The following is a 14,824-nucleotide window of genomic DNA, read 5'->3' as shown; positions in this document are numbered from 1 at the left end:
AAAACCGTGAAATCTCCCTTCCGTGCGACGCTCGCCGCCGCGCTGGCTCTCGCCCTCGCCGGGGCGGTGACGAGCTGCGCGTCTCCATCCTCATCGTCGGCGTCTACCGACGAGAATTGGATTACCTACCTCGAGCCCCAAATGTTTAGGACGCTTTATCCGCCGGCCGCAGGCTTTTACCCCAACGGCGGCGTGGTCAACCAGGTCACCGACCGCCTGCTCTACCAAGATCCGGAAACGCTTCAGCTCTCCCCGTGGATCGCCACCGACCTGCCTAAGATCAACGCGGACGCCACGGAGTACACCTTCAACATCCGCACCGATGTTACGTACTCTGACGGCACGCCGCTCACGGCCGAAAACGTCGTCGCGAACTTCGACCTCTACGGCAAGGGCGATAAGTCGCGCACGCTCAACTCCTCGGAGCAGATTACGAACTACGACCACGGAGAGGTCGTCGATGACGACACCGTGAAGTTCTACTTCTCGGCGCCCTCGCCCGGCTTCGCCCAGGCCACCGCCGGTTACAACGCGGGCCTCGTCGCCGACTCCACGCTGCAGCTCGACAACGAGGGTTTTGCCCCCGGCAACGCCGAGGCCGTCATCGGCTCCGGTCCCTTCGTCATCACAGGCGAGACGCTCAACACCGCCCTCGACCTCACCGCGCGCGACGATTACAACTGGGCCCCGCCCGCCGCCCGCCACCAGGGCCGCGCTCGTCTCGATGGCATCCACTACCGCCTCGCCGCGGAGGAATCCACCCGCGCCGGCGCGCTCGTCTCCGACCAAGCACAGATCGCCCGCCAGGTCTCCGCACCCGTGGAAAAGCAGCTCGAGGCCCAGGGCATCAACATCATCGCCCGCGGCACTAACTCGATGAATAACCAGCTCGCCTTCCGCTTCAACCACCCCATCCTCAAGGACAAGCGGGTGCGCGACGCGATCATGAATGGCATCAACCGCGAAGAGATCATGCGCATCCTCTTCTCGCCCACCTACCCCCTGGCCACGTCCACCGTCGCCGCGACCGGTCTGGGCTACAAGGACCAGTCCGCCGCCTACTCCTACGACCCCGAACACGCCACGGCGCTCCTCGACGAGGCTGGCTGGGTCCCCGGCGAAGACGGCATCCGCGTCAAGGACGGCCAACGCCTCACCCTGCGCGTCAACCCCGCCCTGCCGCAACCGCGCTCCAAGGAGGTCCAGACCATGGTCCAGGAAGACATGCGCGAGCTCGGCATCGAATGGCTCATCAACGCCGGCGACCAAGCCACGCAGAACGCGGATGCCAAGGACATCGACAAAATCCAGGTCTATCACTCCATGGTCGGCCGCGCGGATTACGACGCCATCCACTCGCTGTACTCGGTCACCAACCGCGACGCCTTCCTCAACCAGGACGCCAAGGGCAACCCCATCGACCAGCACCTCGAGGACCTGCTCACCACGGTCATCTCCGCGCCCGCCGACGCCGAGCGCAAACAGGCCACCGAGGACGTCCAGGACTACATCACCGAGCAGTCCTACTCCCTGCCGCTCTTCGAAGAACCCGTTGTCTACGCCGTCGCGCCCTACCTCAAGGGATTTAGCCCCGAGGCCGTCGCGCGTCCCTGGTTCTACGAGGCCTACATCGACCACGCCGCCAAGGAGGCCCAGTAATGGCCCACATCGCACGCCGCATCGGACAGGCCGTCCTCGTCCTGTTCATCACCTTCACCGTCGCCTTCCTCCTGCTCTCGGCCCTGCCCTCTGACGGCGTCATGGCCCGCTTCGGCGACCCGGCCCTGGGCCTCTCCCAGGCCGAGATTGACGGCATCCGCGAGGAGATGGGCATCGACAAGCCCCTGCTCACGCAGTACCTCACCTCGCTCGCCGGCTTCGTCACGGGCAACTTCGGCATCTCCACGCAGACCGGCACCGCCGTGAGCTCCATGGTCGCCACCGCACTGCCGCACACGCTCGCGCTCGCCGCGAGCTCCATCGCCCTGGCCATCGTCGTCGCGCTCGCCTTCGCGTTCCTCGCCACAACGGTCCCCGCCGTGGGCGGCTTCTTCCGTGCCCTGCCGTCGTTCATGGTCTCCCTGCCGGGCTTCTGGATCGCCATCCTCCTGCTGCAGTTCTTCTCCTTCAAACTCGGCTGGGTCCGCGTCATCGACCCGAGCCCCTTCGAGGGCCTCATCCTGCCCACGCTCACCCTCGCCGTGCCCATGGCCGCACCCCTCACTCAGGTGCTCATCCGGTCCATCGACGACACCCGCGCCATGACCTTCGTCCAGGTCGTCCGCGCCCGCGGCGCCTCCGAGTCCTGGGTCTTCTGGCGCAATATCCTGCGCAACTCGCTCCTCCCCGCGCTCACCATGGTGGGCCTCCTCTTCGGCGAGCTCGTGGGCGGCGCCGTCGTCACCGAGACCGTCTTCGGTCGCCCCGGCCTGGGCTACCTCACTGTCCAGGCGGTCTCCAACCGCGACACCCCGGTCCTGCTCGCCATCGTCATCATCGCCGCCACGGCCTACGTGCTCATCAACCTCGTCGTCGACCTGCTCTACCCCGTCCTCGACGTCCGCCTGCGCGAGCGCCCGCTTTCCGATGCCCCCTCCACCTCCGCCCAGCTTGAAAGGACCGCCTAATGCGTCGCTTTACCACCACTGTCCCCGTGGTCCTCCCAGTGGTCCTCTCCGCGGTCATCCTCGTGGTCGCCTTCGCCTGGGCGCTCTTCCCCGGCGTGTTCACCTCCGCGGATCCGTACTCCGGCACAGATGTCGCCCTCCAGGCCCCGAACTCCGCGCACTGGTTCGGCACGGACGCCGTGGGCCGCGACGTGCTCGCCCGCGTTATCTTCGGCGCCCGCCAGTCGCTCCTCGGCGCGCTCATCGCCGTCGCCGTGGGCCTCGTCCTCGGCACGCTGCTCGGCCTTCTCGCCGGCACGCTGCGCGGCTGGGTCGACACCGTGCTCATGCGCGTCGTCGACGTCCTGCTGTCCATCCCCGGCATCCTGCTGTCGCTGTCAATCATCATCCTGCTCGGCTTCGGCTCACTGCAGGCCGCCTTCGCCGTCGGTATGACCACCGTCGCCGCCTTCGCCCGCCTCGCGCGCTCGCAGGTCATGACGGTCGCCAACTCCGAGTTCGTCGAGGCCGCCTACGGCTCCGGCGCCACCACCGCGCAGGTGCTCGCCCGCCACGTGCTGCCCAACTCGCTCACGCCTGTCCTGGCCCTGGCCACCCTGCAGTTCGGCACCGCCATCCTCCAGCTGTCCATTTTGGGCTTCCTCGGCTACGGCGCCCCGCCGCCCACGCCGGAGTGGGGCCTCATCATCGCCGAGGGACGCGACTTCATGGCCACCTCCTGGTGGCTCATCATCCTGCCCGGCCTGGCCATCGTTGCCGTCGTGATGAGCGCCAACTACCTGTCCCAACGCCTCCAGAACCGCGAAGGAGCCCGCGCATGACGCTGCTCACTATCGAAGACCTTTCGGTCTCCTACGGCGATAAACCCGCCGTCCAGGGCATTAGCCTGCACGTCGAACCCGGCGAGATGACCGCCATCGTCGGCGAGTCCGGCTCCGGCAAGACCACCACCGCCATGTCCGCGCTCGGCCTCAACTCGGCCAACGCACGCATCGACTCCGGCCGCATCACCTTCGACGGCCAGGACGTCACACACTTCACGCACAAGCAATGGCGCGCCCTGCGCGGCGCCCGCGTCGGGCTCATCCCCCAGGATCCCAACAACTCACTCAATCCGCTGAAGACCATCGGCCACTCCATCGAGGAAGGCCTGCGCATTCACGGCCGCACGCAAAACCTGCGCGCCACCGCCCTCGACTGGCTCGCCCGCGTCGGAATCGACGACCCCGAGCGCCGCTACGGCCAATACCCGCACGAGCTCTCCGGCGGCATGAAGCAGCGCGTGCTCATCGCCGCCGCGCTCGCCCTCGAGCCCGACCTCATCGTGGCTGACGAGCCCACCTCTGCCCTTGACGTCACCGTCCAGAAGACCATCCTCGATCTCCTCGACGACATGCGCCGCGAGCTCGGCCTGGGCATCCTCTTCATCACGCACGACCTGTCCGTGGCTGGCGACCGCGCCAACCGCATCGTCGTCATGGAAGAGGGCGAGGTCCGCGAAGAAGGCCTCGCCGCACGCGTCTTCGCCGACCCGCAGCACCCCTACTCGCGCCGCCTGCTTGCCGATGCCCCCTCCCTCACCGTCGCCGACGTCGACCGCCACCCCGAGTCCTTTACGTCGCCGCGCAAGATGGCGGCATCGGAAACCTTGGTGCAGGTCCGCGACCTCACGCGCACCTTCGGCGACTTCACGGCCGTCGACCACGTGAGCTTCGACGTCGCCCGCGGCACGACCCACGCCATCGTGGGCGAATCCGGCTCCGGCAAGACAACCACCGGCCGCATCATCTCCATGTTCGAGCAAGCCAGCTTCGGCACCGTGACCGTCGGCGGCCACGATGTCACGGCGCAGCACTCGAAGGCTGAGCTCAAGGAGCTGCGCCGTGGCATCCAGCTCGTCTACCAGAATCCGTACTCCTCGCTGAACCCGCGCATGTCCATCGGCGATATCATTGCCGAGCCGCTGCGTAACTTCACAGGAGCCTCGAAGTCCGCCGCCCGCACGAAGGCCCGCGAGTTCCTCGACCTCGTCGCCCTCGACCCACAGTTTGCCGAGCGCCGTCCCCGTGAGCTCTCCGGCGGCCAGCGCCAGCGCGTCGCCATCGCCCGCGCCATGATCGTCGAGCCGGAGCTCGTCATCCTCGACGAGGCCGTTTCCGCTCTCGACGTCACCGTCCAGGCCCAGATCCTGCGCCTGCTCGACCGCCTGCAACGCGAGCTCGACCTCACGTATATTTTCATCTCGCACGACCTCGCCGTCGTCTCGCAGATTTCGGACACCGTCTCCGTCCTGCGCCACGGCAAGCAACTCGAATCCGGCACCACCCGCGAAGTCTTCGCCCACCCGGCCAGCCCGTTTACCCGCGAGCTCATCGACGCCATCCCAGGCCAGCGCTACCGCGCCGGCGACCTCAATCTGGGGCTCTAAGAAAGGACCAGACATGTCTGACATCATCAACCTCCTCGCCGGCCTCGAATCCGAGTCCGACACCGCGACCGGCGCTGCCGCCGCTATCGCGACCGCCCGCTCCGCGCGCCCCGACGCCGTCTCCAACGCGCAGGCCAGCTTCGAGGCCCTCCTCGAGCCCGCCGAGCCCGGCACGTTCACCTATGCCGAGCGCTACGCCGTCGCCGCCTTCGTCGCGGGCCTCACGCACGCCGGCGGCAGCTTCTACCTCGATCTGCTAGCCGACGAGTCCGAAGAGCTCGTCGCCCCCGTCGAGGCCGCCATCGCCGCCGGCCGCACGCAAGGCCCCTATATCGCAGGCCCCGCCGCGCCCGCTTTCGCACTCCACAACGCCGCGGCACTCGGCGCGCGCCTCGCCGCCGCGCTCGACTACGCGCACCTGCTCACCTTCCATCCCAAGGACGCCTCACCCGCCGCGCTCGGCCATCTCTACGCCGCGGGCTGGGACGCCGACACCGTCGTCTCGCTGTCCCAGCTCGTCGCCTTCGAGGCCTTCCAGCTGCGCGTCGCCCACGGCGCCGCGGTCCTCGCCGGCCACGCGCCGGCCGCGCCTGCCGCACCGAACCCGCGCCCCACGTCCGCCCCGGACTGGCAGCCCGTCGCGGGTATCAACACGGCCGAGGACGTCGTGCGCCCAGACAGCTTCGTCAACCACTCCCTCGGCTGGGTCCCCTGGATCGCCGCGCTCGACGAGGACGAGCTCACCGCAGAGCAACGCGACGCGCTCATCAAGCCCGAGCGCGCCAAGTCCGCCTACTTCCGCCTGCTCGCCCGCGACGCCGCCGCGCTCAAGGCCCGCACGCTCACCGACTTCGACATCTTCTACAACGTCGAAGGCGGCCTCCCCCGCGCCGAGCGCGAGCTCGCCGCCACCGTCGTCTCGCGCTTCAACGGCTGCGAGTACTGCGCCTCGGTCCACCAGGGCCGCACCGTCGAGGAAGGCGGCGACCGCGCCGCCGTCGACCGCCTCCTCTTCGAGGGCATCGAGGCCGACCTCGGCTCCGAGCTCTGGGACGCCATCCGCCGCGCCGCCCTCGCGCTCACCGCGACGCCTCTCGCCTTCGGACAGGAACACGTCAGCGCCCTGCGCGCCGCCGGCCTCAACGATATCGCCATCCTCGACGTCGTCAACGCCGCGTCCTTCTTCAACTGGGCCAACCGCCTCATGCTCACTCTCGGCACGGCGGAGCTACCCGCGCGCTTCCGCTAAGCGCACACATCACATCTCATTCCCTTTTATCCCTCCTGAGCAGGAGGGACAATACCTCCACGCTCAGCCGGATGTGAGCCACCCGCGGGCAGTAACACAAAAATCGCCAGCGTCTGCGCAGGCATCGCGCAGCGCTACGATCTCGATCCCACCGTGGTGCGCGCATACTTCATGGCGGCGGCCACGGCATTGCGCTCCTCATCGCGTTCATCCTCGTGGTGAGCTCGGCACCCCTCTCCGGGATCACGGAGAGAGTGGCATCGGCACCGTGCGCCCCCGCTAGGCCAAGTCGCGGTCCGCGGCCCAGCGCGTGAGCTGATAGCGGTTCGACTGCTGCGTCTTGCGCAAAATATTCGACGCGTGCGTCTCCACCGTCTTCACCGAGATAAAGAGACGCTCGCCGATTTCGCGATACGTGTAACCGCGCGCGAGCAGCCGCAGCACCTCGAGCTCGCGCCGTGTGAGCGCGTCAACCGCCGGGTCCACGGATTCGTCCGGCGCGCCGGGCTTCGACTCGGCAGGCGCACCCGATGCGAACGCATCGAGCACGAACCCCGCCAGCCGCGGCGAGAAATACGCATCCCCCTCATGCACCCGGCGCACGGCCGCGGCCAGCTCCGGACCTGAAATACTCTTCGTCACGTAGCCCCGAGCGCCGGCGCGGATGAGCGCGATGACGTCCTCCGCCGCGTCCGAAACACTCAGCGCCAAGTACACCGGTCCCGAGGCGCCACGCAGCACGGCCAACCCGCCGCCGTCCGGCATATGCACGTCGAGCAGCACCACGTCCGGGTGCGCCGACTCAATCCCGGCGACCGCCTCGGCGACCGTGCCCGCGTCGCCCACGACCTCGATATCCCCCGCGGCGGCCAGCTCCGCACGCACGCCGGCGCGGAAGACAGAATGATCATCGACGAGGAAAACAGCAACCATGGCTACAAAGCTACCGTGAGCTCCACCTCTGTGCCCTCTCCCGGACGCGAGTTCACCCGCGCGGTGCCCCCAGCGGCCTCCATGCGCGCGCAGACGGAATCCCGAATCCCATGCCGGTCCTCCGCTACCGCATCCATGTCGAAGCCCGCGCCGCGGTCGCGCACAAAAATCGCGAGCTCACCAGCCAGATTTTCTGCATACACGTCCACCGTGTCCACCCCCGCGTGCTTGCCCGCGTTGACCATCGCCTCGCGCGCGGCCTGCACCGCAAGCTTCGTCGCCTCGGTGAGCTCCACGTCCTCGCCCACCGTCACCGGCGCAATTCGCACCGGGAAGAGGTCCTCGACCTCGCCGCACGCCACGGCGAGCGCGCCGAAGACAGTCGCTGGCGCCGCCGACGGCGAGTCAAAGAGCCACGCGCGCAGCTCGCGCTCCTGCCCGCGCGCCAAGCGCGCGACCTCCTCCGGGTCCTCCGCCCGTTTTTGAATGAGCGCCAAGGTCTGTAACACCGAGTCATGCAGCTGCGCCGCCATGTCCGCCCGTGCTTCCGATGCCGCCTTCTCCGCGCCCTCGTCCGCCACCTGCCGCCACAGCTTCAGCACGAGCGGCACGACGAGCGCACCGAAACCGACCACCGTGAGCAGCACCGCGGCCAACGCTGGCCCAAAGTCCGTCCCGCCGTTCCACCGCGCGACGGTAATGACCACGCCGGCCAGCACGAGCACGCCGCCCGCCCCCACGCTGACCTTATTCGTCACGGAGCCCAGGCCGCGGTCGTAGGCCTGCCAGGTAATCAGCGCACCGGCACCGACGATGACCAGCGGAATGAGCAGGCCTCCCGCGCTCATGCCGAGCCCGACGGCCAAGACGGCGGCAAGGACCAGCAGCCAATGGGCGCGGAAGTCAAAGCGCGAGGTGGGGGCGGGGGCATCGGCAGGCTTGGTGGCTACCCAGACGCCGGCGTAGAGGAACGCGCCCAGGCCGCCCAGGGCGCACAGCGCAGTGAACGCCAGACGCACAAAGAGCACATCGACGCCGAGGTGCCCCGCGAGCCCTGCAGCCACGCCCGCCACGACGCGGCCGTCCTGCGGGCGGGACAGGCGCGGGTAGGCGGGCTGGACCTCGCGCGGCGCATAGGGAGAAGTCATGCGTTTTATCTTCGCACGCGCCTCCCTGGCGCGGATCGGGGTAAACCCTGAACTTTAAAAATCAGGGCGTTCCCCGATAGCTCTTGCACGAACCGTGGGCGACGATAAAGACATGAACACCGCGACTCTCAACGAGATGTGGGCAACGCGCCCGCCCCGCATCCCGAGCTCTCAGGGCGGCAATGCCAAGATCGCCGGCGTCTGCGAAGGCATCGGCGCGCGCTACCAAGTAGACCCCACCCTCGTGCGCGTGGCCTTCGTCGTCACCGCGCTCGTCCTCGGCGGCGGCCTCGCCCTCTACGTGCTGGTGTGGGCGTGCATGCCGCTCTACGGCAAGTCCACCGCGCCCATCCAGGACCTCTTTGGTAAACAGGATGGCCCCAAGTCCGAGTCCGGCCTGGGAATTTCACTGCTCATCCTGCTTATCATCGCTGTTGGCCTCGGCCGCTTCTTTGACGACCGGCAGATGGTGTCCACCCTGGTCATTGTTGTCCTCGCGGCCGCCGCGTGGTACGGCCTGCACCGCCATCAGCCCGTCCCGCCGGCGGGTCTGCTCGCCACCGCGCGGGAGACCGCACCGGGCCCTGACATGTCGGTCTTCACGCCGGTCGAGGGCTACCCCTTCCCGCCTGGCCGCCAGACCCCGCCGGCGTGGGACCCTCTCGGCACCGTGCCCGAGGCCTGGGACCTGCCAGACCCCGCGCCCGCCCCCGCACCCAAGAAGAAATCCCACGAGGGTCTCATCGCGACGGTCGCCGTGAGCGCCGCTGTCGTCGTGGGCATCTCATTTATGTTGACAATGGCCGCGTCCGAAGAGAACACGAAGAACCACGCGGGCTCGGTCACCTATACCGTGCGCGACGCCGCGGACCTGCCAGACACCTACTCCAACGGCGTGGGCTCCATGACCGTCGACCTGCGCGAGCTCACGCTCGATAAGCCCCGCACGCTCACCATCGATAACGGCGTGGGCAGCATCGATGTCTACCTTCCGAAGAAGACGCCCATCGCCATTGAATGTGATACCGGACTCGGCACGAGCAATTGCACGCCGCGCAAGGACGCAGGTGCTAAGTTGACTGTGATTATCGACAACGAAATTGGCACTACAACTATCCACGAGTAATGAAAAAGAAGACTATCGCCCTCACCGCCACCGCCCTCGCCGTCCTCGCTGCGGGCGGTGGCGGCGCCTACTACCTCGCCGTCGGCCCCGACGGCGTGGTGCTCACCGCCGCCGATGTCACGACCGTCGCGGCGAAGGACATCACGCAGTCCGTGCCCGCCACGGGCTCGATCGCACCCGTCCGCGAGGTCTCGCTCGCCACGACGCAGTCTGGGCCCATCGTCACGCTCGACGCGAAGGTCGGCCAGCGCGTCACGGCCAACCAGGTCCTCGCCTCCTTCGACACGTCTGCCGCCGAACGCGAACTCCACAGTCAGCGTGCCGCTCAGGCCGCGGAAGAAATCGGCGCGTTCAATCAGGTCGAGGCCGCGCAGCTCGAGCTCACCCAGCTCCAGGACGCGCTGGCTCAAGGCCTCAACGGCGAGGTCAACGCCGCCCGCGCCTCCGTGGGCACCGCGCAGCACAGCTTCGACGACGCGCAGCAGGCCGTCGCCGAGTCCCGCGCCGCCGCAGATCCTTCCGTCGCCGAAGCCGCCGCCGCGGTCGACACGGCCCGCGCCGGGCTGCGCACCGCGAATAACGCATCGCTCCAAGCCGCGCTCGCCTCGCTCGGCGCGACGAACGAGGGCGAGGTCCCCGGCACGACCATGGCCACTGCACTCGTCCAGTGGACCGAGGCCGACCACGCGGTGAGCGACGCGCAGACCCAGCTCGACCACGCCGAGGAGTCCTACGCCCGCGCGCTCGAGGCCGTCGACCGCGAGGTCGGTGCCAAACAGCGCGCCGCCAACGCCGCCTACGCCCAGCTTTCCGATGCCCAGCTCGCCCAGCGCGCCGCCGAGCTCAGCGCCCAACAGCAAGTCGACGCGCAATCCCAGGCTGTCGACCACGCCCTCAAGTCCGCCGCGGGCACCCGCGTCGCCGCCGAGGAGGCCAACGCGAAGCTCGAGTTCGACATCTCCGGCGCCCAGCTCCTCTCGCCACTAAGCGGCGTGGTCACGACTGTCACCGCCCAGCAGGGCCGCCCCGCCGAAGGCCCGCTGCTCAGCGTCGCGGACGACTCCATGCTGCTCGTCAAGGCCACGGTCAAGGAGGCCGACATCGCGGACATCCAGGTCGGCGACCACGTAACCTTCACCTCCCCCAGCCAGCCGCACAAGGAATACACGGGCACCGTGTCCTTCATCTCGCCCGTCGCCGCCTCCCCCGCAGCGCCTGACGATGCCGCCTCCTCCGGCGCCGCAGCCGCCGCGCCCGCCGGCTCCGGCTCTGCGAAAGCCGAGTTCCCCATCGAGGTCCGCGTGGACGGCAACCGCGAGGGCCTACGCCTGGGCTCCACCGCGAAGGTCAAGGTCGTCACGCACGAGGACAAAGACGCGCTCACGGTGCCGCTCAGCGCACTCATCGACGGCGACAAAGCCGTGCTCGTCGTTTCCGACTCCGGCACCATCGAGCGCCGCGACGTGAAACTGGGCACCCGCACCGATTTCGAGGCCGCCGTGACCGAAGGCCTCCACCGCGGCGACCGCGTGCTTACCCAGGGCGCGGCCCACGAAGGCGACGTAGGTCAGCAGGCATACCTGCCCGACGCAGCGAGCGGAGAGAAATGAGCCTCATCGACATGCGGGGCATCGTCAAGCGCTTTAACGAGGGCACCGACGCCGAAATCACCGTCCTGCCCGGCTGCGACTTCTCGATGGAGCCCGGCGAGTTCGTCGCCGTCATCGGCCAGTCCGGCTCCGGCAAATCCACGCTCATGAACATCATTGGGCTGCTCGACCGCCCCACCGCAGGCGAGTACTTCCTCGACGGCGAGGACGTCTCCGCCTACGACGATGACGCGCTCGCCCGCCTGCGCGCCGACAAGCTCGGCTTCGTCTTCCAGAACTTCAACCTCATCGGCCGCATCACCGCGCTTGCCAACGTGGAGATGCCCATGGTCTACGCCGGTGTGCCCCGCCGCGAGCGCGCCCGCCGCGCCGCCGAGCTCCTCGACCTCGTCGGCATGTCCGAGCGCGCCAGCCACCTGCCCAACGAACTCTCCGGCGGCCAGAAGCAACGCGTCGCCATCGCCCGCGCGCTCGCCAACAACCCGGAGGTCATCCTCGCCGACGAGCCCACCGGTGCCCTTGACTCCCAGACCGGCCGCCTGGTCATGGACCTCTTCCACGAGCTCAACCGCGAGCGTGGCACCTCCATCGTGTTTATCACCCACAACCCAGAACTCGCCGCCGAGTGCTCGCGCACCGTAACCATGACGGACGGAGTGCTGAAATGAATCTCACCGAATCCCTGCGCATGGCGCTCACCTCGCTGCGCACCAACAAGATGCGCTCGCTACTCACGCTGTTGGGCGTCATCATCGGCATTGCCGCCGTCATCGCGATCCTCACCCTCGGCTCCGCGCTCAAGGGCCAGTTCACCTCTGACCTCGACAAGGTCGGCGCCAATAACTTCCAGGTCCAGGTCAAGGAACGCACCGACGAAGGCGAGACCGACTATTACGTCGAGTCCTCCGTCGACGACCCCGACTCCCTCCTCACCCCCGAACAGCTCGAGCAGGTGCGCACGGCGCTCGCGCCGGACGTCGAGGGCGTCATCATCGGCGAATACGACACGCATCCGGGCGACCTGACGCCCGAAGGGGCATCGGAAAGCTCAGCGGTGATGGTGCAACCCACCAACCCGGACTACGTGACGGCCTCGCAGTTCACCGTCCGCACCGGCCGCGCACTCACGGACGACGACATCGCAGCCGACCGTGCCGTGACCATGCTCTCCGCCGCGACCGCCACCGAGCTCTTCGGCGACGCCGACCCGGTGGGCCAGACGCTGAATTTTGCCCCGCTCGACGGCACGGATCTGGAACTCACGGTCATCGGCGTCTACGACAGCCCCGCCACCGGCGCGCTCATCGGTGGCGGCGGGCCCGAACACGCGCTCGTGCCCTATCCCCTCGCTGCCCAGCTTTCCGATGCCCCCTTAGCCGGCGAGGCCTTTTCCTCCGTGTCCATCCGCGCGGCGGCCGGCACAGACAAGGCCGCGCTCGGCGCACGGCTCCAAGCGGCCTTCGACTCGATGTACGCCGACAACGAGGACTACCGCGTCGAGGTCACCGACTTTAGCAAGGACCTGGCGAGCCTCAACCAGCTGCTCACGGCGTTGTCCGCGGCGATTGCGGCTATCGGCGGGATCTCGCTGCTCGTCGGCGGCATCGGCGTTATGAACATCATGCTGATTACCGTCACGGAGCGCACGCGCGAGATTGGCGTGCGCAAGGCGCTCGGCGCGCGGCGGCGTGACATCCGCCTGCAGTTCGTGACGGAGGCCATCATCGTGTGTCTCATCGGCGGGCTCATCGGCGTGGTGCTCGGCGCTGTGGCGGGCATGATTGGATCCTCACTCATGGGCTACTTCGTGTTCCCGCCGCTCGGCGCGATTGTGGTCTCGCTGCTCTTCGCGCTCGCCATCGGGCTCTTCTTCGGCTACTACCCCGCGGGCAAGGCGGCAAAACTCGACCCGATTGAGGCGCTGCGCTACGAGTAGCCTGGCTGCATGATTCATTTCGGCAACGACTACAACGAAACTGCCCATCCCGCCGTCCTCGCGGCCCTCGCCGCGCCGGGATCACATGCGGGCTACGGTCTCGACGAGCACTCCGCCCGCGCCGCGTCGCTCATCCGTAACGCGTGTGCCGCGCCCGCCGCAGACGTGCACTTCATGGTGGGCGGCACGCAGGTCAACACGACTGCCATCGCCTCCCTGCTGCGGCCGTGGCAGGGCGTTATCTCCGCCGATACCGGCCACATCAATACCCACGAGACCGGTTCCGTCGAGCACGCGGGCCACAAAATCCTGACGCTACCCTCAGCGCTGGGCAAGATCACGGCCGCACAGGTCGCTGCGCTCGTCGAGGAGTACCGCGGCTCCGGCGTCCTCGAGCACGCCGTCGAGCCCGCGATGGTCTATATCTCGCAACCCACCGAATACGGCACCGTGTACTCACGTTCTGAGCTCGCCGCGTTGCGCTCCGTGTGCGATGAGTTCGGGCTCACGCTCTTCGTCGACGGCGCGCGCCTCGGCTATGGCCTCGCCGCCTCCGACGTCACGCTGCCGGACCTCGCGCGTCTCGCGGACGTGTTTACCATCGGCGGCACCAAATGCGGCGCCGCTTTCGGCGAAGCCATCGTCTTCGCCACCCCGCACCCCTACTTCCGCAACGCGATGAAGCAGAACTCCGGGCTGCTGGCCAAGGGCTGGCTGCTCGGCGCGCAGTTCGAGGCCCTCTTCACCGACAGCCTCTACGAGGCAATTACGGCGCATGCCAACGAACAAGCCCAGCGCATAGCCGCCGCCTTCGCCTCCGTCGGCATTCGGCTGCTCTTCGACTCACCCACCAACCAGCAGTTCGCACTCCTCACACCCGAGCAGGAGGCTGCGCTGTCCGAGGACTACGTCTGCCAGTTCTTCGAGGAACACGACGGCCTACGCGCCGTGCGTTTTTGCACGTCCTGGTCCACGCGCGACGAGGACGTCGACGCGCTCTGTGCCTCCATCGCCCAACTCTAGGTCTACCCCTGTTCGAATACCCCTGTTCGACAAATGCATTGGGCAATCGGTTGCAGGCTTTCCGATGCCTCCTTAACCTCCGTGGCATGACCGTCTCGATCTTCGATGCTCTTGCTCTCGGCGTCGATTCTCTCAAGGAAGCCGCCGGCCTCACCGTCGCCCAGTTGCGCGACCGCGGCCTGACGCTTGCCGATGCCAAGTTTGTTCAGCCGCTGGCTGCCGTTTATTGGCGCGCTAAGCCTAAAGGCATTGCTGAGGCCCGCAAGGCCGCCCGCGCTGCTGGCCATTCCCTGCGCGTGCTCGCCCGGATTGAGGTGCTCGCCGCGCGCTGCGAGGACCCCAACGCTGCCCGCGTCACCTTGTGTGGGACCGCGGAGACCAAGCTTGATGAGGTCGGCGCGGCACTTGCCAAGCCGAAGACCCGCGTGGAGTCTGCCCGCCATACCTATGGCAAAGACGGTTGGCACCGTTTGGTGATTAACACCCAGGATCCGTGGCTGATGGATATGCTCGGCGCGCTGCCCGGCGATAACCTGCTTGACGGGTTCAAACAGTTTGTCGCTGGCGGAGAGCAAATTCAGGCACCGGCGCGTGCTGCGCATGTGGTTATTCGTCTCGATGAGCACGAGGAATACCTCAAGGGAGAAAAGCTCATTCGTGCCACGGATGGGACAGTGCGCCCGGCTCGTCTGCTTGCGCAGGAGAAGCTCGCGGAGGTCGGCTACGTCACGCTGGTGAGCGAGT

14 protein-coding genes are annotated in these 14,824 nt (G+C 67.7%); 12 read left to right on the top strand and 2 right to left on the bottom strand.

The genetic code is table 11. From position 1 onward, the window contains the following. The first annotated feature begins 6 nt into the window (after positions 1-6). From HMPREF3227_RS04900 to HMPREF3227_RS13980, 6 genes are read left to right on the top strand one after another with little or no spacing between them, the layout of a single operon-like run. Complete coding sequence (locus HMPREF3227_RS04900; RefSeq protein WP_066510758.1) at positions 7-1,659, top strand: TIGR04028 family ABC transporter substrate-binding protein; 1,653 nt, start codon at positions 7-9, stop codon at positions 1,657-1,659. Further along, positions 1,659-2,627 (top strand): ABC transporter permease, encoded by a 969-nt coding sequence (locus HMPREF3227_RS04895; RefSeq protein WP_066510756.1) that lies wholly within the window; start codon positions 1,659-1,661, stop codon positions 2,625-2,627. The genes HMPREF3227_RS04900 and HMPREF3227_RS04895 overlap by 1 nt, the downstream gene beginning before the upstream one ends. Further along, on the top strand, positions 2,627-3,448 hold the full coding sequence (locus HMPREF3227_RS04890; protein WP_066484813.1) for an ABC transporter permease: 822 nt from the start codon (positions 2,627-2,629) through the stop codon (positions 3,446-3,448). Before HMPREF3227_RS04895 ends, HMPREF3227_RS04890 begins: the two co-directional genes overlap by 1 nt. Then, on the top strand, positions 3,445-5,055 hold the full coding sequence (locus tag HMPREF3227_RS04885; protein ID WP_066510754.1) for a dipeptide ABC transporter ATP-binding protein: 1,611 nt from the start codon (positions 3,445-3,447) through the stop codon (positions 5,053-5,055). Before HMPREF3227_RS04890 ends, HMPREF3227_RS04885 begins: the two co-directional genes overlap by 4 nt. Positions 5,056-5,068: 13 nt before the next feature. Further along, the gene (locus HMPREF3227_RS04880; RefSeq protein WP_066484809.1) at positions 5,069-6,304 is read left to right on the top strand and encodes an alkylhydroperoxidase domain protein; all 1,236 of its coding nucleotides are present in this window, start codon (positions 5,069-5,071) and stop codon (positions 6,302-6,304) included. Between the two features lie 51 nt (positions 6,305-6,355). After that, a complete protein-coding gene (locus HMPREF3227_RS13980) occupies positions 6,356-6,526 on the top strand; it encodes a PspC domain-containing protein (RefSeq protein ID WP_082723168.1) in 171 nt (56 codons plus the stop codon). A gap of 57 nt (positions 6,527-6,583) precedes the next feature. On the opposite strand, the gene HMPREF3227_RS04875 is transcribed toward HMPREF3227_RS13980, so the two are convergent. Both HMPREF3227_RS04875 and HMPREF3227_RS04870 read right to left on the bottom strand, forming a co-directional pair. Beyond that, positions 6,584-7,237 (bottom strand): LuxR C-terminal-related transcriptional regulator, encoded by a 654-nt coding sequence (locus HMPREF3227_RS04875; RefSeq protein WP_066510748.1) that lies wholly within the window; start codon positions 7,235-7,237, stop codon positions 6,584-6,586. A 2-nt stretch (positions 7,238-7,239) separates the two neighbouring features. Beyond that, positions 7,240-8,385 (bottom strand): ATP-binding protein, encoded by a 1,146-nt coding sequence (locus HMPREF3227_RS04870; RefSeq protein WP_066484805.1) that lies wholly within the window; start codon positions 8,383-8,385, stop codon positions 7,240-7,242. 112 nt (positions 8,386-8,497) lie between these two features. On the opposite strand from HMPREF3227_RS04870, the gene HMPREF3227_RS04865 reads away from it, so the two are divergent. The 6 genes from HMPREF3227_RS04865 to HMPREF3227_RS04840 all read left to right on the top strand — a co-directional run. After that, positions 8,498-9,511, top strand: a complete 1,014-nt coding sequence (locus HMPREF3227_RS04865) for a PspC domain-containing protein (RefSeq protein ID WP_066510745.1) — start codon at positions 8,498-8,500, stop codon at positions 9,509-9,511. Beyond that, positions 9,511-11,121: a permuted SH3 domain-containing protein gene (locus HMPREF3227_RS04860; protein ID WP_066484801.1), complete on the top strand. Its 1,611-nt coding sequence runs from the start codon at positions 9,511-9,513 to the stop codon at positions 11,119-11,121. The genes HMPREF3227_RS04865 and HMPREF3227_RS04860 overlap by 1 nt, the downstream gene beginning before the upstream one ends. After that, positions 11,118-11,789 (top strand): ABC transporter ATP-binding protein, encoded by a 672-nt coding sequence (locus HMPREF3227_RS04855; protein WP_066510742.1) that lies wholly within the window; start codon positions 11,118-11,120, stop codon positions 11,787-11,789. Before HMPREF3227_RS04860 ends, HMPREF3227_RS04855 begins: the two co-directional genes overlap by 4 nt. Next, a complete protein-coding gene (locus HMPREF3227_RS04850) occupies positions 11,786-13,057 on the top strand; it encodes an ABC transporter permease (protein WP_066484792.1) in 1,272 nt (423 codons plus the stop codon). The genes HMPREF3227_RS04855 and HMPREF3227_RS04850 overlap by 4 nt, the downstream gene beginning before the upstream one ends. A gap of 9 nt (positions 13,058-13,066) precedes the next feature. Continuing rightward, positions 13,067-14,080: a threonine aldolase family protein gene (locus HMPREF3227_RS04845; RefSeq protein ID WP_066510739.1), complete on the top strand. Its 1,014-nt coding sequence runs from the start codon at positions 13,067-13,069 to the stop codon at positions 14,078-14,080. 86 nt (positions 14,081-14,166) lie between these two features. Further along, positions 14,167-14,824, top strand: a 658-nt coding sequence (locus HMPREF3227_RS04840) for a hypothetical protein (protein ID WP_156452969.1), incomplete at its 3' end; no start/stop codon positions are given.

The organism is Corynebacterium sp. CMW7794, from assembly GCF_001563605.1.
Lineage (GTDB): Bacteria > Actinomycetota > Actinomycetes > Mycobacteriales > Mycobacteriaceae > Corynebacterium > Corynebacterium phoceense.
This window is presented reverse-complemented; position numbering and strand designations above follow the sequence as displayed.

Coding starts and splice junctions, on each gene's coding strand:
- HMPREF3227_RS04885 (WP_066510754.1), top strand. CDS start 3,445: ATGACGCTGCTCACTATCGAAGACCTTTCGGTCTCCTACGGCGATAAA.
- HMPREF3227_RS04865 (WP_066510745.1), top strand. CDS start 8,498: ATGAACACCGCGACTCTCAACGAGATGTGGGCAACGCGCCCGCCCCGC.
- HMPREF3227_RS04850 (WP_066484792.1), top strand. CDS start 11,786: ATGAATCTCACCGAATCCCTGCGCATGGCGCTCACCTCGCTGCGCACC.
- HMPREF3227_RS04855 (WP_066510742.1), top strand. CDS start 11,118: ATGAGCCTCATCGACATGCGGGGCATCGTCAAGCGCTTTAACGAGGGC.
- HMPREF3227_RS04875 (WP_066510748.1), bottom strand. CDS start 7,237: ATGGTTGCTGTTTTCCTCGTCGATGATCATTCTGTCTTCCGCGCCGGC.
- HMPREF3227_RS04890 (WP_066484813.1), top strand. CDS start 2,627: ATGCGTCGCTTTACCACCACTGTCCCCGTGGTCCTCCCAGTGGTCCTC.
- HMPREF3227_RS04845 (WP_066510739.1), top strand. CDS start 13,067: ATGATTCATTTCGGCAACGACTACAACGAAACTGCCCATCCCGCCGTC.
- HMPREF3227_RS04895 (WP_066510756.1), top strand. CDS start 1,659: ATGGCCCACATCGCACGCCGCATCGGACAGGCCGTCCTCGTCCTGTTC.
- HMPREF3227_RS04870 (WP_066484805.1), bottom strand. CDS start 8,385: ATGACTTCTCCCTATGCGCCGCGCGAGGTCCAGCCCGCCTACCCGCGC.
- HMPREF3227_RS04860 (WP_066484801.1), top strand. CDS start 9,511: ATGAAAAAGAAGACTATCGCCCTCACCGCCACCGCCCTCGCCGTCCTC.
- HMPREF3227_RS04880 (WP_066484809.1), top strand. CDS start 5,069: ATGTCTGACATCATCAACCTCCTCGCCGGCCTCGAATCCGAGTCCGAC.